We start from the raw sequence: 19093 nt of genomic DNA on the forward strand, positions 1-19093 counted from the left end.
ACATAAAAAAAGACTGATCGTTTTAACAATCAGTCTTTTATAATTTTATTTTGTTACAAGTCCTTAGAAAGGATACTCATAAATTTCAGATTCGTGTAAGAATGGGTTTCCTGTAGGAATCAACTTCAGTTTAGATAAAGCTGAAAGTACAGTAAACATAAATAATCCAGCTACGAATAGGATTGCTCCTAGGATTAACAGGAATACTTCAGGAGTGTTCCAGTATGGTCCTACTGTTCCTGGCATTACCATGTTGAAGTAATCTAAGATGTGTCCTAAGATTACTACTACTGCCATTGTAGTAACTACTTTGTAGTTTCTCTTGATGCTGCTGCTTACTAATACCAATAGTGGTAATAAGAAGTTGATGATCAACATCGGTAAGAAAGTAGGAGAGTAGTGCTGGAATCTACCGAAGAAGTAGTTAACCTCTTCCGGAACGTTGGCATACCAGTACAACATGAACTGAGCGAACCATGTATATGTCCAAAGCATACTTGTAGCGAAAAGGAATACTCCTAAATCGTGTAAGTGGTTATCATTGAACTGTGGTAAGAAACCATTTTTCTTAAGGTAAACACTTAATAGGATGATTACAGCAATACCACTTGAAAGGCAGCTAACCATTGAATACCAGATATACATTGTAGAATACCAGTGAGGGTCAATAGACATTAACCAGTCCCAAGCCCAAGCTGCAGAAGCAAATCCGAAGAATGCAATATATCCTACTGCCCATCTGTAAAGCATTTGATACTCTACTTTAGATTTCGTTTCATCTACTTTCTTAGATTGAGCTTTCAATTTCCAAGCGAAGAAAGAAGCACCAATCACATAGATTAAAGTTCTTACTGCATAGAAAGGAATATTTAAGAATTTTTTCTTTTCAAATAAGATCACATCAAAATGCGGAGAATCCGGGTTTGTCAATTCAGGGTCCATCCAGTGGAATAAGTGACCATTATGAGTGATGTTTAAGATCATCAGGATTACCAGGATTGCACCACCGTAAGGAATATAAGAAGCAATAGCTTCCATTACTCTTGTAATGATGATTGGCCATCCTGCATGGGCAGCGTGCTGAATAGAATAGAAGAATAATACGCAGCAGCTTACTCCAAAGAAAAATACAGCTACAAAATGTATTGCTGCTAAAGGCTGGTTATGTACCTGCAATGTAGCGTGCTCAAGGTGAGCCGCGTGATCCTGAGGTCCAACCATTTCACTTGAGTGTGTAGGAGCAGTATGACCTGAAGCATGAACAGCTTCCATCATTTGTTCTATTTTCTCAGTAGATATTCCTTTGTTCAAAAAGAAACCAATACCGAAAAGAACTAAACCTACAACAAGAAGTATTATAGAAGTTGATTTTAATTTTGGTGAAAAACTATACATTTCTTTTCTTATTTTTTAGTTTCGGTAGTCGTTTCAGTTGTTGCTGGTGCCGCCGCTGTAGCTGCTGCCGGTGCTGCTGCTCCTTTTTTGAAAGCACTCATCACATACATTGCTACTCTCCATCTGTCTCCTGCGTTCAATTGTCCCGCATAAGATCCCATGGCATTTCTACCGTTTGTTAATACATAATGAACAGATCCTACAGTAATTTCTCTATCAGCATAGTTGGGTACTCCAGAGAATGCTCCACTTTGAACGATAGGTCCTTGTCCATCACCTCCTGTACCGTGACATGCAGCACAAGTGTGATCAAACAGTATTTTACCTCTTTCAAGATCCTTAGCTGCATTAGCTGGGTTCAAAGGAGATGCTGTAAGTTTTTTAGATGCTTCATACCCTGCGTTGTACTCGTCAACATTCTTAGGTAATAAGCTTTCTTCAAAAACTCCGTCTTTATTCTGAGGAACTGATCCTTCAACCGGAGAAAGACCTGTTGCACCATTATTTTTAACAAAAGCAGGAATTTCATTTTCATGATCTGAATAAGCATCCTGAGCTTTCATCAATGGATCATAAGCTACCGGAAAATACATGTCCGGGAAATATACCAACGGAGTATTCTCCTTTGGTCCGCAAGAGTTAAGTAAAACTGTTGTTAAACCTAAAACCGCTGTAATTTTTAATACATTCTTTTTCATTTTAAGCGTCTTTAACAGTTATTTCTTCAACTCCAGTTTCAATAAGCAACTGTTTTACAGATTCTACATCTTCAGTTACGAATTCCATCATGAATTTATCATCAGTCGTTCTTGGGTCCGGGTTCTGAGCTGGAGCTCCTGGATACATTTTGTTTCTAACTAAGAAAGTTAAAGACATCATGTGAGCAGCACAGAATACCATTAATTCGAACATTGGAACTACGAATGCCGGCATGTTGTGTCCCCAGTCAAAAGCTGGTTTACCACCGATATTCTGAGGCCAGTCGTGATTCATCACGTACCAGGTAAGAGTAGCACCAATAGTTACACCATAACAAGCATAGATGAAAGCGGCATCAGAAATTCTAGTTTTCTTTAAACCTAAAGCTTTGTCTAGTCCGTGAACCGGAAACGGAGTATAAACTTCGTTAATTGCGATTCCTTTATCGTTGAATGCTTTAACGCCGTTCATTAAATCGTCGTCGTCAGCATAAAGTCCGTATACAATTTTAGTGGTGCTCATCTCCTTCTTTTGCTTTATAAGTTTCACCTGAGATTTTCAAAATCGATTTTAATTCAGCCTGTGCAATTACAGGGAATGTTCTTGCATATAATAAGAATAATACAGAGAAGAATCCGATCGTTCCTAAGTATACACCCACATCAATGATCGTTGGCTTAAACATTGTCCATGATCCTGGTAAGTAGTCTCTTGAAAGGTTGATAACGATGATATCAAAACGCTCGAACCACATACCGATGTTGATGATCAATGCAACGATGAATGTCCAGATAATGTTCGTTCTTAGTCTCTTGAACCAGAAAGAAGCAGGAATAACAAGGTTACAGATGATCAATGACCAGAATGCCCACCAGTAAGGTCCTACAGCAGCACCCGGAGAAAGATATGTGAAATCTTCGAATCTAGATCCTGAGTACCATCCGATGAAATATTCAGTTGCGTAAGCTACAGTTACCATACCACCGGTTAAGATGATTACGATGTTCATAATTTCGATATGATACATTGTAATATACTCTTCTAAGTGACACACTTTTCTTGCAACCAACAATAGGGTCTGTACCATTGCAAATCCTGAGAAGATTGCACCAGCAACGAAGTAAGGAGGATAGATTGTTGAGTGCCATCCTTTAATTACTGAAGTTGCGAAGTCAAATGATACGGTAGTGTGTACTGAGAATACAAGTGGAGTTGCCAAACCTGCAAGAACCAAAGAAAGTTCTTCAAATCTTTGCCAGTGTTTTGCTTTACCACCCCAACCGAATGCAAGGAATGTATAAATTTTCTTAGTCCAAGGAGTTTTAGCTCTATCTCTGATCATTGCAAAGTCAGGGATAAGTCCCATAAACCAGAATACAGTTGATACTGAGAAATACGTAGAGATCGCAAATACGTCCCAAAGTAGAGGAGAGTTGAAGTTCCCCCAAAGAGAACCGAATTGGTTTGGTAAAGGGAATACCCAGTATCCAACCCAAACTCTACCCATGTGGATTACAGGGAAGATTGCTGCCTGTACAACCGCAAAGATCGTCATCGCCTCTGCTGATCTGTTTACAGACATTCTCCATCTCTGTCTAAATAATAATAATACTGCGGAGATTAGGGTCCCGGCGTGACCGATACCTACCCACCATACGAAGTTGGTAATATCCCAACCCCAGTTAATAGTTCTGTTAAGCCCCCATGCTCCAATACCTGTCCCGATAGTGTAAGCGATACAGCCGAATCCATAGAGGAATAGAACTAGTGCAGCATATAATGAGATCCACCATAATTTACCTGCTCTTTCTTCGATAGGTCGTGCGATATCTTCTGTAATATCGTGATAAGTTTTGTGACCAATAATTAGAGGTTCCCTTATCGGAGCTTCGTAATGTCCTGACATTTTTTACCTATTTATTATTTAAACTTTATTTTTCTACTCTGTTTCTTACTTTAGTGTGATAGAACACGTTTGGTTTTGTTCCGATCTCCTCTAGTAAATAATATCTTCTGTTAGATGCATACTGCTTTCTAATTGAAGAATCTTTATCATTCATGTCTCCAAATGTCATTGCTCCAGTAGAACAAGCTTTAGAACAAGCAGTCTGGAATTCTCCATCCTTCACTCTTCTTCCTTCTTTCTTAGCCTCAAGAATAGTATTCTGAGTCATTTGGATACACATTGAACATTTCTCCATTACCCCTCTAGTTCTTACAACTACATCCGGGTTAAGTACCATTCTTCCTAAATCGTTGTTCATGTTGAAATCGAACTTGTCATTTAGGTTATAAGTAAACCAGTTGAAACGTCTTACTTTGTACGGACAGTTGTTTGCACAATATCTGGTACCGATACATCTGTTGTAAGCCATATGGTTTTGACCTTGCTTACCGTGTGAAGTAGCCGCTACCGGACATACAGTTTCACATGGAGCGTGGTTACAGTGCTGACACATTACTGGCTGGAAGATTACATCCGGGTTGTCTGCAGGGTGGTTTAATGCACCTCCTTCTTTGTTGAATGCAGTACCGTATAATTCTGGTACAGCCATTCCTTCTTTCAATCCTTCGTATACTTCTACCGTTTGTCTTGAAGAATAGTAACGGTCAATTCTTAACCAGTACATATCTCTGGACATTCTTACTTCTTCTTTCCCTACTACAGGAACGTTGTTTTCTGCCTGACAAGCAATAATACATGCTCCACAACCAGTACAAGAGTTCAGGTCGATAGATAAGTTGAAGTGAGGACCATCTGTATCATCAAAAGCATCCCAAAGGTCGATTTTTCTCGCTGGAAGTGCTCCGCTGATCGTGTGGTATTCCAAAGGTTTGTTCCATCCTTTGTGTTCATCATCGAAAGCTACGTTGATGAAATCTGCCAAAGGAACTTCCTTCGCGATTTCATAACGACCCATCAATGTATTTTGAAGCTGGATACCTGCGAACTCGTGATCTTCTCCTGTTTTCTCAATTTTAACACCTGAAAGCACAAGGTTAGAGCCGTCAAATAAAGGATAAGCATTTACTCCAGTATCAGCAGTTGCTCCTGAGTTTTTCTTACCATAACCAAGTGCAAGACCTACAGATCCTTCGGCTTGTCCTGGTTGTACGAATACAGGAACGTTTTCTATTTTAACTCCGTTTACAGTAAGGTTTACAATAGAACCATCTAACTGCATTCTCGCGTTAAGATCGTTGTCAATTGCAAATTTCTCTGCATCTTTAGGAGAAATTGTAAGGTAGTTATCCCAAGACATTCTTGTGATTGGGTCAGGTAACTCTTGTAACCAAGGGTTGTTTGCCTGAGTACCGTCTCCCATTGAAGTCTTAGTGTATAATACTAATTCTAATTCAGAAGCTTTAAAGTTTCCTAGTTCAGCAACAGCCTGAGCAGCGTTTCCTCCTGCATAAGCTAAAGTAGTTGCGTTGGTAGAAGCGTTGATACCGTTGTACAATGCTTTGTTGAAAGAAGTACCACCTAAAAGAGAAGCAGAGCTTGCTTTTAAATAATCGTAGTAGTTGTTTGCTGCATTGTTTTTACCATTCTTCCAAACCAATAAAGATTCTTCAATCTGTCTTGATTTGTAGATTTTCTGAATTGTTGGCTGCATTAATGAATATACACCAGTCTGTGGTTCGATATCTCCCCAAGACTCTAACCAGTTCGCTACCGGAATAACAGCTTTCGCTGCTTTGTACATTTCATTTTTCTTATCTGCTACAGCAACTACGTAAGGAACTTTTGATAACGATTTTTTGAAATCTTCTCCTTTTGGATGAGAGTAGATAGGGTCTACGTTGTTTGTAATCAATACACCAACTTGTCCACCGTTTACCCATCCTAAGAATTCCTGGTATTTAGCAGCGTTGAATTCTTTAAGGAAGTTTGCCTTACCTGTGAAAGCTACTGAACCTAATTTTTGGTTGATTAAGTGTGCTAAAACCTGTGCTCCTTTAGAACCGTCAGCGAAAACAACAGCTTTGCTTCCTTTTGCTTTCAATTCATTAGCAATTTCAGTTGCAGCCTTATCAGTAGTACCACCACCTACGATTGCATTGTAAACTTCCACTAAAGTTTTGTTTACAGCACTTGGTTTTAATCTGTATCTCGAGTCAGCGTTAGCTCCAGTTAATGACATGTTAGACTCCACCTGAATGTGTCTCAACATGCTTGCTCCTGGTTTTCTAGCTGCTGCATAAGAAGTCTCTAAGCTTGAAGCGTTATAATCTCCTAAGAAATCAGCCTGGAAAGAAACTACCAATTCAGAACCGTTAAGGTCATAAACAGGTAATGCTCTTTGTCCGAATACTTCCTGTGCTGCATCTAATCCTGCAGAGTAAGGGAATGCATCATAAGTTACTAATTCTGCTGTAGGATATTTAGCTTTGAATTCAGCGAATAACTTTTTGAAAGTTGGTGAAGGAAAAGAGTGTGATAAAACCACAATCTTTTTGCCTGACGCTTTAGCTTCTTCCAACCCTTTGATAACGAAACTGTCTACTTTATCGAAAGTTTCATCTTTACCGTCTAGTTTAGGCTGCTTTACTTTATCGTTATCATAAAGAGAAAGTACACTTGCCTGAGCTCTTGCGTTAGTTTTACCTAAATCGCCACCAGCCGGGTTGGGTTCAATTTTGATAGGTCTACCTTCACGGGTTTTTACTAAAACACTAGCAAAGTCGAAACCGTCAAAATAAGTTGAAGCGTAATAATTAGGGATTCCCGGAATAATATCATGCGGCTTTACCACATAAGGAATCGTTTTGATTACCGGAGCTTCGCAGGCAGCTAATGTAACTGCTGCTGTAGAGAACCCTAGTAATTTAAGGAAATCTCTTCTTGAAGTACTAGATCCGTTTTTCTCAGCATCTCCAAGGAAATCTTCTACCGGAATTTCTTCCTGAAACTCTTTCTGAGCCAGCTTATTATTCAAAGCTGGATCTTTAAGTTCATGAATACTTCTGAATTGTATTTTGTTTGAAGCCATTTATACTTCTAATTTTTTAGTTATTAATAATGACATTTACCACACTCAAGACCTCCAATTGCATCTACAGTGATCTTACCTCCATCTTGAGGATATTGTTTTTTCAACTTGTCATGTAGATTTTTGAAGTACTCTTTATTATAACCGTTGTTCATATCAACTTCAGTCGTTCTGTGGCACTCGATACACCATCCCATAGTAAAGTCGTTAGCCATCTGAACAACATTCATTGTATCAATTTTACCGTGACAAGCTTTACATACAACATCAATTTTGTTGTTAGGATTCTTTTTGTTGAAAGAATTGATGATCGCTTGTTCTCCAGCAATTACGTGCTGTGAGTGGTTGAAGTAAACGAAGTCTGGCATGTTGTGGATTCTTGTCCATTCAACCGGTTGTGTTTTTCCTGTATACTGTTGTTTTGCAGGATCCCAACCTGTTGCAGCGTAGATCTTCTGAATTTCTCCGTCATAGAATGCCTTGTCTTTTCCTGGCTCCATGTAGTGATCTGCGTTGTATTCAGAAATCGTTCTGTGACAGTTCATACAAACGTTCATAGAAGGAATTTCAGATACTTTTCCGTATTTAGCACTAGAGTGACATAACTGACAGTCAATTTTCTGTTCTCCGGCGTGAATTTTGTGAGAGAAGTAGATAGGTTGCTCAGGTTTGTACCCTTTGTAAACCCCGATCCACATTAACCAGTTCCATACTCCGTAAGCGGCTAAAATAGCAAGGATTGCCAATAAACCTTTACCAATGAAGTGGAACTTCTCATACATTTCACTGAAAGAACGAACTCTTGTTTCATTAAGTCCAGCTAAATCTTCAGACTGACCTAGTTTTACCAATTGTCTTAGCTTAACCAAGATCCAAACCAGTAAACCTGCGATCGCTAAAAGTGAAATGATGACAACGTTTGTTGTAGTTTTGTCTGCAGGAGCTGCCGCAGTAGCGTCAGTTGCAGGAGTTGCTTCCGGTTTTTTCTCCTCCGGAGCAGGAGGGTTAGTTGTGAAAGCTAAAATGTCGTCAATATCCTTATCTGTAAGATTTGGAAAGACCTGCATTTCAGTCTTGTTAAACTTTTCAAAAATCTCATTGGCGTATTTATCCCCAGAAGCTCTTAGAGCTTTGTTGTCTTTGATCCACTTGTGAAGCCAATCTTTGTCTACACCACCTTCTGTCTTTACACGTTCTACAACCCCTTTTAGAGGTGGTCCTACAACTTGTTTGTCCAGCGCGTGACATGCAGTACAATTCGCTTTGAAAAGTTTCTCTCCGTTTTTAGGATCGCCGTCTTGCCCGTAAAATGAAGCACTGGTTGATAGCAATAAGCCTATTGCGATCAACGTTTTTTTATAATGCTTTCTCCAACTAATCATTTAAATTATCTTATGTTAGTAAATTATTGAACATTCAATCAATTCCGCAAAAATAATATTTTTAACAGGAATTTAACGGTATATCGAAAAGGGAAAATATCATTTACGTTTAATTTGTATTGATTCTAAATAACCAGTTTGGTATAGTTTTTTAATTTGTATAAATTTGCGGAAACAAGTTTAAATGAGAAATCTAATCAAAATATTTTCGATATTATCATTATTTGGATTTTATAATATTGAAGCACAACAAGTTGTTAAAAAGGATACCCTGTCGGGAACAGAGCTTATTATGACAATGGATTCCAAAATAAATGCTGCTTTGGAAGGAATTGAAGGAAAGTGTGCGAAAGTTACTCCAACAAATTCTCCTAAAGATTTCGGTAATAATGATAGTGGAATTTCTACAGGAATCAATACAAAACCACCTAAGATCTTTGTACCGAGCAGAGAGCTTACCAATGCTGAAATCTGTAAGAAAAATCCTAGAATTTTAGGGTTCAAAATCCAGATTACAACGGTAAAAAGTAATGAGGAGGCTAATGAGGTGAAGTCTTATTTCAGAAAAAGATTCCCGAATCTGAAAGTGGAGACCGATGCTTCTTTAAGACCAAATTATAAGATTTTAGCTGGAAGTTATTTCACAAAACAAAGTGCCGCCAGTGATCTTTCGAAAATCAGAGAATACTTTAAATCTGCAGTTGCAGTACAGTATAGAATTTTCTGTGCCGAGGCGAAATAAGAAGAATTTATTTCAATATAAAGAACAAAAAGCTGAGAAATTTCTCAGCTTTTTTTATTGATAATAATTTTCCATAAACCAGAAGAATTCTGCCATTCTAAAGATATTGTTGATCAGCAGATAAGTAAATAATATTGCCACAATGAATGTTAAAAATGACATCATTTTCGGTGATGATCTGTACGCAAAAAAGAGCCATCCTACAAGCAAAGGATAGACAAAAACAAAATGTCCTCCGTAGATGTAGGAAGTATGAAGACCAAATCTCATCACGCAATGGATGATGATATCAACTGCAAATGAAATAGTAATGATCTGGACCCATTTATTCTTGAAATTTTTAAAATAACTCCAACTTATCAGGATTAATAATATTGCTACGAAAAAGTAAGGAATGGCAGATGAATAAAGATCCATATAAAGTCCTTTGAAATTGAACCCTTTCATATTGTGCTTGTCCGACATGATGAAGCTGGGGAAAAGAATATTCCCGCCAAAGAAAAATGAAAGAATCATATCCCATGTCGGCATAGATTCTACATTGGAAAACTTTTCATATTGCTGATTGGTTTTTGAAAAGATATTCTGATATTTAAAATCGATTCTGTTCAGATAAAGCAGGATAAAACAAATAACCGCAATTATTGCCCTTAATGTTGCATTTCCGAACTTCTTCCAGCTTGTAAAAATGCCTTTCTCAAAAATAAGAGGAATGAAAACTTTTACAAAGTTGGTAATAGTAAGCCCTCCGATAGTAATCCCAGCCAATGATAAGGCTGTTGCTGGTATTTTCTCTTCTTTCCTTAGTTTGATTGCCGCATAGTAGTTGTATAGCGATAGTAAAAATAAGGTATAGGTAAAGTTCTCCGGCGTAAAAGACAAGATGATATTAGTGGAAAAAGCCCCAAAGAATAGGATGATTAAAAGGCTTAACCATAAAGGAAGCTGAATGATATTCTTTAGATATTTAAATACCTGAACAATGTTCAATGTGATGATGATATTACTGAGCCATGCCAGAGTAAGCCTGAAATTAGCATCCATTTTTCCTCCTGAAATAAATAACGAAAATTCTCTTATCCAGTTAAAAAAATAGTAAGATAAAGGGTGTCTCTCAAAGCTGCCTCCTGTCATAAGGATAGATTTGTTGTCAAAGCTGAAATAGGCATCCCATGGAATTCTGCTGTCAAAAATAATCCTGTAATGAAGGGCAATATAAGATCCCAGAATTCCATAGCAGACAATGAAAAACAGAAATACTGCCAGTTCGGTATAAGTGGATGGGAAAACCAGTTTAAGAAAATTGATAAATTTTGTTTTGATAAAAGACACGGGTCAAATTTTTTGCAAAAGTAAAATAAAAAAACCACCAAAATTGGTGGTTATAAAAGTTTGTATCAACGTTGTTATTGTTTGATTACTTTCTCGGTTTTGGAAGTTCCGTCTGAGAAGTCTACTTTTAATAGATAAACTCCTTTTGGAAGCGAAGAAATATCCAATCTTTCTGAAGTATTGTTGAGTAGAGATTTTCCACTTGCATCAATTACTGTAGCAGATTTGATTTTTTTGTCTGTTTTTATATTGATTTCTCCTTTTGTAGGGTTTGGATAGATGTTTGTGAACTCTTTAACTTTAGCATTGGCTTCCTGAGTAGCTAATGTAGCACTTGCTAAGACCTGTACATCATCTATGGAAAGACTATCTGCATCATTGGCAACATAACGGAATCTGAATTTAACGTTCGCCTGCCCTGCATAGGAAGCTAAGCTCACGGTAATTGCTAATGTTTCATAATCCGTATATACTCCGTAGTTTTCTTCAACCCATACCTGATTCCAGGTAGTCCCTCCATCTGTGGAGACCTCTACTTTTAAATCTCCGTTAGGATTTGGATCAACCATGTATTCGTATCCAATTTTAGCATTGAACTTTAGTACCGGACTTGTTGTTCCTACCAAACTGAAAGAAGGACTTGTTAAATGAGCGTCCTGTGCCTGGGCAATCCATCCTATAGCGGCAGATTTTCCACCAGTGATATTAAATGTTGCTTGTCCGGTTGCATTAAATATGGTAGTGGTAAATCCCCAAGGTCTTGAAGCCACATTTGTTCCGGTTGTCCATCCTGTTGGAGGAAATGTCGTACCCTGAAAAGTTTCTGTGAGAATCTGTGCATTCCCAAATACAAAAGAGATTAGGGAAATGAATAGTAATTTTGTTTTCATTTGGTTTACGTTTAAAGTTGTTAGTAAATGTAGTAAAAAAATGAAAATAATTACATGTTTTTTAATTTTTTATGAATATTTGTTAATTACGAACTGCATGAAAGTGTGGAACATCCGGCAGTATCATCATATCCAGACGGTCTTTTGGCGGAGAACTCGGGGTATATTTCCTGATATGGATTTCCGAGGGCTTTCATGAGCTTTTCCAGCATCTCTTTTTTGCCATTGCTGATCTCTTCAATGCATTCGTAGAGAAGATAATTTCGGAGTATAAATGTTGGATTTGCCTTTTCCATCATAGCTAAAGAGTCTTCTTCTGAAATAGAGTTTAAAGCTTTTCTTGCTTCATATCTTTTGATGAAACTATTTAGCTTTTCCAGCTTTTCTTCATTCAGGATAATATAAGAGACATCTTTAAAATGTTCTGATATATTTGTGGCTTGGGTTATTTTTTTCAGTTGATTGAAAAACAAGGTGTAATCTAACTGAAGTTCTTGCATAAGACCCTGCCAGCTGGTGAAAAACTCTTCATCATCCTTTTGAAGCTGATCAAAACCGAACTTTTTACAAAGCATCTGGTCATGAGCTTCCCAAAAATAAGTTCCGAAATTATTTAAAGTATCTTCTAAAAACTTTTCATCTTTGATTAACGGATGAAGAGCATTGGCAAGCTGCCAAAGATTCCATTGAGCAATTTGTCCCTGTTTTCCGAATGCATATCTTCTTCCCGGAAGGTCTGTTGTGTTGGGTGTGAAATTCAAATCATATTCATCCATCATGGAATAGGGACCGTAATCAATGGTTAATCCGAGAATTGACATGTTATCTGTATTCATTACTCCGTGTACAAAACCGACTCTGAACCATTCAGCCATTAAGTTAGCCGTTCGGGTGCAGATATTTTCAAAGAAATCTCTGTATTTCGTACTGTCAGTAGCTGTAATTTCCGGATAATAATTTTCAATGGTAAAATCGGCAAGTTCCTGAAGATTGTTGTATTCTCTTTGGGCAGACATAAGTTCAAAATGTCCGAAACGTAAAAAGCTTTCAGCAGTTCTGATGACCACTGCACCTTTTTCAAGCTGCGGATTTCCACTGTACATGATATCGCGCATCACATCTTCACCCGTAAAAGCAAGGCTAAGCGCTCTTGTTGTAGGTACACCTAAATGATGCATGGCCTCACTCATAAGATATTCGCGTACAGAAGACCTTAATACGGCTCTTCCATCAGCATGTCTGGAATATGGAGTAGCACCGGCTCCTTTCCATTGTATTTCGGTCTTTTTTCCTGCCTCATTGGTAATTTCACCAGCAAGGATGGCTCTTCCATCTCCAAGCTGTCCTGCCCAGTTTCCGAACTGATGTCCTGCATAAGCTGTGGCGTATGTTCGAACGTTTTCCGGAAGGTTATTTCCAACCAAAAAATTCAGGTCTTCATCTTCATATTTTCCCAGGCCAATTTCTTCTGATAAAGCTTCGTTAAAAGCAATCAATTCGGGTTTATCAAAACCTGCAGGCTTAATAGTAGCAAATAAGACTTTTGGAGTGTTTCTCTGCATAGGGTTATTGGAAAAATCACCAGGAAAAGTTTCAATAAATGGCTGTCTGATACGTTCGATATTCATCCTTCAAAGGTATTAATTAAAAAAGAAAAGACCTTTCAAATTATTGAAAGGTCTTGTGTATTTCTAAAAGAGAATTTATTTATTGAAATCTACTTCATCATTAGAATGAAGGTTTTCATTGATGTTGTCCTCTTTCTTTTCCGTTGGTTTTTTTGGAGTTGGATCTGCCGGCCTTGGATTTTTGATCTCATCGATCGTCTGAAGACTTCCTTCATCTCCATATCCTCCGCTTAGTCCTTTAAGGTTTGAGCATCCGTCTTTCCAGTCCGAAGGTTTAACAAACTTGTCATCAGGAGTTACTCCTAAGCTCTTATCAGCCCATACTTTTTTCATGAAAATTGCCCAGATTGGTAGTGCCATTCTCGCACCCTGACCTTCACCTGTTCCAAAGAAGTGGGTTGCTCTGTCTTCCCATCCAACCCATGCTCCGGTTGCCAGTTTTGGTGTGATTCCCATAAACCATCCATCGGAGTTATTCTGAGTTGTTCCTGTTTTAGCCGCAATTTCCACAGCTTTTGAAATTCCTCTTCTTCCTAATTCTCCGGAAGCAGTTCCGTATTGTGCAACACCTTTCATAAGTTCAATCATGGTGTAGGCATACATTGGGTTCATTACTTCTTTAGGCTCTACGTTTACTTCTTTAATTACTCTACTGTTGGCATCTTCAATTCTCCAGATCATCTCTGGTTTGTTGTAATTACCATAATTGGCAAAAGTACTGTAAGCACCTAGCATTTCGTAAATCGTGATGTCTGATGAACCTAAAGCAATGGTATTGTTTCTAGGAATATCTTCTGTTACTCCCAGATCTCTTGCCGTCTGGATTACAGCGTCTACTCCTGTCATTTCAATAAGTCTTGCAGCAACAGGGTTTTGAGAGTGTGCCAATGCATCTTTTAAAGTAAGCATTCCACCTCTTCCCGGTACATGCCATCCGTTATGATCATAAGTTCCGTTAGAAACAGCAGAACAAGGTGTCATTCCAAGTTTCATAATAGCAGTAGCATATACGAAAGGCTTGAATGTAGATCCTACCTGTCTCTTACCTTGCTTGATATGGTCATATTGGAAGTGCTGCCAGTCTATACCACCTACCCAAGCTTTGATTTCTCCGGTTCCCGGAACCATAGACATCAAACCTGCCTGTGCAATTTGTTTGTGGTATCTGATAGAATCCCATGGAGACATTTCCACCTCTTCTTCTCCTGCCCACGTGAATCGCGAAGTTTTAATAGGTTTTTTGAACTCCATCATGATAGAATCCTCAGGCATTCCGTCAGCTTTCAGTAATTTGTAACGGCCGGTTCTTTTCATCGCCTGAACCATTACGTCCTTGATTTGTTTATCATTAAGATAGTAGAAAGGTCTGTTCTTTCTTCCTCTCTGTTCTGCATCAAATCTCTTCTGAAGATCTGTTAAGTGTTCTTTGATTGACTCTTCAGCATATTTCTGCATTTTAGAATCAAGAGTAACATATATTTTTAGACCGTCCTTGTAAAGGTTAAGCTTTTTACCGGTTTCTTTTTCATGAGCTTCAAGATATTTGTCAATCTCTTTTCTCAGATAGAACTTGTAATAAGCAGAATATCCATCAGTGATACTCTTGATAGGATGGAAGTCTACTTCAATCGGGGTACTGGCTGCTTTTTCATAAGTTGCAGCATCAATGTATCCGGTTTTCTGCATTTGATCCAATACAACATTCCTTCTTTCTTTAGCCTTTTCAGGGTATCTGTAAGGATTGTTTTTTCTTGGATTTTCAAGCATTGCTACAAATGTTGCAGCTTCCGGTAATGTAAGTTCAGACGTTTTCTTGTTAAAGTAAACTCTGGAAGCCATTTCAATACCATTAGCATTGAAAAGGAAGTCGAACTTGTTGAAATAAAGAGTGATAATTTCTTCTTTGGTGTATCTTTTCTCAAGACTTACTGCTACTACCCATTCTTTCAGTTTCTGGAATGCTCTCTGAACTTTATTCTGAGAAGCATTTCCTGTGAAAAGAAGTTTGGCAAGCTGTTGAGTAATGGTAGAGCCTCCACCACGTCCACCACCATATGCTACGGCTCTGGCAACGGAGTACAAATCGATTCCTGAGTGTTCTTTAAAACGCTCATCTTCTTTAGCCTGTAGAGCATAAATAAGATAAGGAGGGAGATCTTTATAAACAATTGGTTGAGTCTTTTCTTTTTCGAATTTACCCAAAGTTACTCCGTCTGAAGAAATGATCTCAGAAGCAACAAAGATATCCGGATTTTCAAGTTCTTTTACATCAGGCATTTCCCCAAGGAATCCTTGAGAAACCGAAAAGAAAAGCCCTGAAATTCCCAGAACTACCGCAATGAGTCCGATCCAGATAAATGAAACCCATTTTCTCCAGGAGGTATCTTTCTTTTTCTTGGGAGGCAGAGGAAATGTTTTCCCCTTATTTCCTGTATTTTTTTTGTTTTCTTCCATTTATGGTTACGGTTTAGCCGTTTCTATTTTTACCCCAATATCCTCAATTCCCGGAAGGTTATCATTTCTCATCGCCTGAGTAAGACCGATTTCATATTTTCCTTTTCCCGGAAACTGGTAATTTACTTTATACTGAAACAAAGTTTCTTTCGTATCACCAAACCCTGTACCAAGCCATTCTCCGTTTGGTTTAGCCAGAACATAATTCAACGTGTCTGTTTCCTTTTTTTTGTTCTGTAGATTGGTGAAATTCACTATAAACCTTATATTGCTGTAAGGATAAGTGTTGTTATTTCTTACGACAAATATAATATTTTTAGGATTCTGCGGATCTGAAACTTCAAGATTAAATTTTTGTTCACTTTTCTTATTCCATTTGTTATCAACGGAATTCATGATGACATCTCCTCCTGAGGAAGAGTTGCAGCTAAAGAAAAGGATAAATGAAAGTAATCCTAAAATTTTATGCATTGTTATCTTTTTTTGGAGGATATTTCTTTTTGAATTTTTTCTTGTTCGGATTGTTGCTCTGTGGTTTTTTATCAGCGTCAGAATTATTCACTGCTTTTTCCACAGGTGTTTTTTGCTGTGGGTGCTGCTTTTGAGGTCTAGGCTGATTGGCAGATTGAGCGTTTGGGTTTTCGGTTTTTTCAGATCTTTCCGGTCTCTCTTGTCTTTCCGGTCTGTTTCTTTTTTGTCCTTGGCCCTGACCCTGACTTTGCTGGTTGTTGTTTTGCTTATTCTGGTTGCTCTGGTTGTTTCTGTTCCTGTTGTTTCCTCTGTTTTTCTTTTCGAAACGGTCCACATTGTTTTCCTGTATCAAATCGATCGTGTGAGTAGAGGTTTCAGGCTGTTTCAGGTCTTCAAGAGGAAGTGTTTTTTCTCCTCTTTTATTCTTTGAAATCAATTTTTTAACAAGGTCAATATCAAAATCATACCATGCAATTGAGCTGTCTACATAAGCAAACCACATTTTCTTTTTGAAAACGTCGATTTTAATACAGAATGCTTTTCCTTTCTCTGTTTCCAAAGTAGTTGAAGAAGAAGGGAAGTTGCTTAATGCGTCCAGGTAGCTGTCAAGCTCATAGTTAAGGCAGCATTTCAGCTTACCACATTGTCCTGCCAGTTTCTGAGGATTGATACTCAGCTGTTGATATCTTGCAACATTGGTGTTTACAGACCTGAAATCTGTAAGCCATGTTGAGCAGCAAAGTTCACGTCCGCAAGACCCGATTCCGCCCACTTTGGCGGCTTCCTGTCTAAAACCGATTTGTTTCATATCGATCTTGGTACGGAATGCACTAGCGTAATCTTTGATCAGCTGTCTGAAATCTATTCTGTTATCAGCAGTATAATAAAAGGTTATTTTTGAAGAGTCACCCTGATATTCCACATCGGTAACTTTCATTTCAAGGCCTAATCTTTGTGCAATTTTTCTTGCTTCAAGCTTTACGCCGTCTTCTTTTTTTCTTGCTTCCTGCCATACCTCAAGATCTTTTTGGTTGGCCTGTCTGTATATTTTGAGTGCTGATTCTTCCGAAAATTTTTTCTTTTTCATCTGAATCTTTACTAATTCTCCCGTAAGGCTTACTACGCCTACATCGTGTCCCGGACTTGATTCTACTGTAATTACGCTACCTATATGTAAAGGAATATTATTTACATTCTTATAAAAAGATTTTCTGTCATTTTTAAACCTAACTTCTACAAAATCACACCTGTTTGGTGCCGGATTGTTGATGTTAGAAAGCCAGTCAAAAACACTTAATTTATAACTATTCCCGCAGGTATTTACATTTTCACAGCCATTTGCGGTTTTTTTAGGACCGCAAGAATGTGCAGAATCGCCGGATGTTTTACATCCACAACTCATATTTTCTATTATTTATAATCTGCAAATTTATGTATTTTTATCTTTATGCGATTCTAAAATACTTAAATAAGGTGAATTCGGTATAAAAGATTTCCCTATTTTAACTAAGAATGATGTCTGTAGATGTAGTCAGAGGCTTTATAAGGGAATAAAAATGCTGATTTTTAATTTATTCTATTTTTTTTCCTTTAACATTTATTATCTTTTTCCTTTCCTGGATTGCTTTTTTAGTGCATTATTGTTTAATTTTAAACGATCGTTTAAAATTAAACAATGAATATGACTTGGTTTTTAAACTATTTTAAGTGTTTAATAATGATTGTTTTGTATTTTATTTTCTTTGAGGTGTTATTTTAAACATAGTTTTCTTTTGCAATATTGTTTAAAATATTAGGAAATATTAACAGACGTATTCAAAATAATTTTATATTTGGCTTATATATATAATAATAGTCTATGAAAAAAATATTAGTATCAACTGCTTTATTGGCGGGAGTTCTATCTTACGCAGGAGGCTTCAGAGTTTCCCTGCAGGGGGTAAAACAATTGGCAATGGCGCATACTAGTGCTCATGCCGAAGACGCGAGTGTGACATTCTTTAACCCGGCGGGTATGTCATTTATCCCTTCCAAGCTGAGTGTAGTGGCAGGAGGGTTTGCAGCAAGTAACAAGGTTACTTTTCAAAACTTCAATACTTTACAAAGTACAGAGACAGATAACCCTGTAGGAACTCCTTTCTATGCCGCAATTACTTATAGACCGATAGAAAAGCTTACCGTAGGTCTAAGTGTAACAACACCTTTTGGAAGTACAATTAAGTGGCCGAATGACTGGGAAGGTAAAGAAATGGTTCAGAAATTAGAACTGAAAAGTTTCTACTTCCAGCCAATGGTTTCTGTAAAACTAGCTCCATGGGTATCTTTTGGTGCCAGCTATATCTATGCAAAAGGAGTTGTAGACTGGGATAAAGCAGTAACACAATTTGGAGGACAGGTAAATATCAACGATAAAAAAGCAAGCGGACACGGATATGGTTTTGGTTTCTACTTCAGACCTGATCCGAAATTAGATGTAAGTATTGCTTACCGTTCAGCAATAGATATGAAAGCTAAAAAAGGTACGGCTACTTTCCAGTTCCCTTCTCAATCTATTTATAATCAGCTGAAACTAAATGCTGCCGGACAGGATGGGTTCTCTGCAACACTTCCTTTAGTGGAAGAATACACCATTGGTTTAACTTATAAAGTGACACCGAAATGGCAGGTTTCTGCTGACTTTAACTATCACGGATGGGAAAGATACAGTAAGCTTACTTTAGATTTCGAGAATGCTCCTATTGGAAACAACCCATCAGATCCAACTGTTCTTACAAGTCCTAAAAACTTTAAGAATTCTAAAACATTCAGACTGGGAACTCAGTATGCATTTACCAATATGATTTACGGACGTTTGGGAGCTTATTATGATGAAGCACCTTACACTACAGAAAACTTTATCCCGGAAACACCTTCATATGATACGTATGTTATAACAGGAGGGATTGGCTTTAAGCTGAAACAATTCGGAATTGATATTGCAGGAGGATATGCAATGCCTCAATACAGAAATGTAAATAATGCTAATCTAGGTTTCTACGGACAGTCGAAAGCAACAGCATTTTACTTAGGTCTAGGTTTATCCTATAATCCATTTTAATTTTAGAAG

The 19093-nt window shown here is 37.7% G+C and carries 14 protein-coding genes; 2 read left to right on the plus strand and 12 right to left on the minus strand.

All coding sequences use genetic code 11. The annotated features are described in order from the left end of the window. Window positions 1-63: 63 nt before the first annotated feature. From DEU39_RS14375 to DEU39_RS14400, 6 genes are read right to left on the minus strand one after another with little or no spacing between them, the layout of a single operon-like run. Window positions 64-1395, minus strand: coding sequence for a hypothetical protein (locus DEU39_RS14375; RefSeq protein WP_034691800.1), 1332 nt, complete (start codon window positions 1393-1395; stop codon window positions 64-66). An 8-nt stretch (window positions 1396-1403) separates the two neighbouring features. Then, window positions 1404-2093 carry a c-type cytochrome gene (locus tag DEU39_RS14380; protein ID WP_034691797.1) on the minus strand — a complete coding sequence of 230 codons (690 nt, stop codon included), beginning with the start codon at window positions 2091-2093 and terminating at the stop codon, window positions 1404-1406. Between the two features lies 1 nt (window position 2094). Further along, window positions 2095-2616 carry a DUF3341 domain-containing protein gene (locus DEU39_RS14385; protein ID WP_027371993.1) on the minus strand — a complete coding sequence of 174 codons (522 nt, stop codon included), beginning with the start codon at window positions 2614-2616 and terminating at the stop codon, window positions 2095-2097. Continuing rightward, the gene (gene nrfD, locus DEU39_RS14390) at window positions 2603-4000 is read right to left on the minus strand and encodes an NrfD/PsrC family molybdoenzyme membrane anchor subunit (RefSeq protein ID WP_034691792.1); all 1398 of its coding nucleotides are present in this window, start codon (window positions 3998-4000) and stop codon (window positions 2603-2605) included. Before nrfD ends, DEU39_RS14385 begins: the two co-directional genes overlap by 14 nt. Window positions 4001-4025: 25 nt before the next feature. Beyond that, on the minus strand, window positions 4026-7088 hold the full coding sequence (locus tag DEU39_RS14395) for a TAT-variant-translocated molybdopterin oxidoreductase (protein ID WP_120232427.1): 3063 nt from the start codon (window positions 7086-7088) through the stop codon (window positions 4026-4028). 23 nt (window positions 7089-7111) lie between these two features. Further along, window positions 7112-8470 carry a c-type cytochrome gene (locus tag DEU39_RS14400; protein ID WP_047426932.1) on the minus strand — a complete coding sequence of 453 codons (1359 nt, stop codon included), beginning with the start codon at window positions 8468-8470 and terminating at the stop codon, window positions 7112-7114. Window positions 8471-8654: 184 nt separating this feature from the next. Between DEU39_RS14400 and DEU39_RS14405 the strand changes: the two genes are divergently transcribed. Beyond that, window positions 8655-9212 (plus strand): hypothetical protein, encoded by a 558-nt coding sequence (locus DEU39_RS14405; protein WP_062673122.1) that lies wholly within the window; start codon window positions 8655-8657, stop codon window positions 9210-9212. Between the two features lie 54 nt (window positions 9213-9266). Here the strand turns inward: DEU39_RS14405 and DEU39_RS14410 are convergent, their stop codons facing one another. The 6 genes from DEU39_RS14410 to DEU39_RS14435 all read right to left on the minus strand — a co-directional run bounded on the left by DEU39_RS14410 (window position 9267) and on the right by DEU39_RS14435 (window position 17389). Beyond that, entirely contained in the window at window positions 9267-10544 is a 1278-nt protein-coding gene (locus DEU39_RS14410; protein WP_228436789.1) for a DUF6080 domain-containing protein, read from the minus strand. A 74-nt stretch (window positions 10545-10618) separates the two neighbouring features. Next, window positions 10619-11434 (minus strand): T9SS type A sorting domain-containing protein, encoded by an 816-nt coding sequence (locus tag DEU39_RS14415; RefSeq protein WP_120232428.1) that lies wholly within the window; start codon window positions 11432-11434, stop codon window positions 10619-10621. An 86-nt stretch (window positions 11435-11520) separates the two neighbouring features. Beyond that, window positions 11521-13062 (minus strand): protein adenylyltransferase SelO, encoded by a 1542-nt coding sequence (locus DEU39_RS14420; RefSeq protein WP_120232429.1) that lies wholly within the window; start codon window positions 13060-13062, stop codon window positions 11521-11523. A 75-nt stretch (window positions 13063-13137) separates the two neighbouring features. Beyond that, window positions 13138-15516, minus strand: coding sequence for a transglycosylase domain-containing protein (locus tag DEU39_RS14425; protein ID WP_062673128.1), 2379 nt, complete (start codon window positions 15514-15516; stop codon window positions 13138-13140). A gap of 6 nt (window positions 15517-15522) precedes the next feature. Beyond that, window positions 15523-15987, minus strand: coding sequence for a gliding motility lipoprotein GldH (locus DEU39_RS14430; protein WP_062673130.1), 465 nt, complete (start codon window positions 15985-15987; stop codon window positions 15523-15525). Next, complete coding sequence (locus DEU39_RS14435) at window positions 15980-17389, minus strand: stage 0 sporulation family protein (RefSeq protein ID WP_120232430.1); 1410 nt, start codon at window positions 17387-17389, stop codon at window positions 15980-15982. The genes DEU39_RS14430 and DEU39_RS14435 overlap by 8 nt, the downstream gene beginning before the upstream one ends. A gap of 456 nt (window positions 17390-17845) precedes the next feature. On the opposite strand from DEU39_RS14435, the gene DEU39_RS14440 reads away from it, so the two are divergent. Then, window positions 17846-19084, plus strand: a complete 1239-nt coding sequence (locus DEU39_RS14440) for an OmpP1/FadL family transporter (protein WP_062673132.1) — start codon at window positions 17846-17848, stop codon at window positions 19082-19084. Window positions 19085-19093 lie beyond the last annotated feature (9 nt).

Origin of the sequence: Chryseobacterium sp. AG363 (assembly GCF_003610675.1) — a bacterium.
GTDB classification, from domain to species: Bacteria; Bacteroidota; Bacteroidia; order Flavobacteriales; family Weeksellaceae; genus Chryseobacterium; species Chryseobacterium cucumeris.

What these genes read in the sequence shown, in the direction of transcription:
- DEU39_RS14375 (WP_034691800.1), bottom strand. Translation starts at nt 1,395, where the DNA reads ATGTATAGTTTTTCACCAAAATTAAAATCAACTTCTATAATACTTCTT.
- DEU39_RS14380 (WP_034691797.1), bottom strand. Translation starts at nt 2,093, where the DNA reads ATGAAAAAGAATGTATTAAAAATTACAGCGGTTTTAGGTTTAACAACA.
- DEU39_RS14385 (WP_027371993.1), bottom strand. Translation starts at nt 2,616, where the DNA reads ATGAGCACCACTAAAATTGTATACGGACTTTATGCTGACGACGACGAT.
- nrfD (WP_034691792.1), bottom strand. Translation starts at nt 4,000, where the DNA reads ATGTCAGGACATTACGAAGCTCCGATAAGGGAACCTCTAATTATTGGT.
- DEU39_RS14395 (WP_120232427.1), bottom strand. Translation starts at nt 7,088, where the DNA reads ATGGCTTCAAACAAAATACAATTCAGAAGTATTCATGAACTTAAAGAT.
- DEU39_RS14400 (WP_047426932.1), bottom strand. Translation starts at nt 8,470, where the DNA reads ATGATTAGTTGGAGAAAGCATTATAAAAAAACGTTGATCGCAATAGGC.
- DEU39_RS14405 (WP_062673122.1), top strand. Translation starts at nt 8,655, where the DNA reads ATGAGAAATCTAATCAAAATATTTTCGATATTATCATTATTTGGATTT.
- DEU39_RS14415 (WP_120232428.1), bottom strand. Translation starts at nt 11,434, where the DNA reads ATGAAAACAAAATTACTATTCATTTCCCTAATCTCTTTTGTATTTGGG.
- DEU39_RS14420 (WP_120232429.1), bottom strand. Translation starts at nt 13,062, where the DNA reads ATGAATATCGAACGTATCAGACAGCCATTTATTGAAACTTTTCCTGGT.
- DEU39_RS14425 (WP_062673128.1), bottom strand. Translation starts at nt 15,516, where the DNA reads ATGGAAGAAAACAAAAAAAATACAGGAAATAAGGGGAAAACATTTCCT.
- DEU39_RS14430 (WP_062673130.1), bottom strand. Translation starts at nt 15,987, where the DNA reads ATGCATAAAATTTTAGGATTACTTTCATTTATCCTTTTCTTTAGCTGC.
- DEU39_RS14435 (WP_120232430.1), bottom strand. Translation starts at nt 17,389, where the DNA reads ATGAGTTGTGGATGTAAAACATCCGGCGATTCTGCACATTCTTGCGGT.
- DEU39_RS14440 (WP_062673132.1), top strand. Translation starts at nt 17,846, where the DNA reads ATGAAAAAAATATTAGTATCAACTGCTTTATTGGCGGGAGTTCTATCT.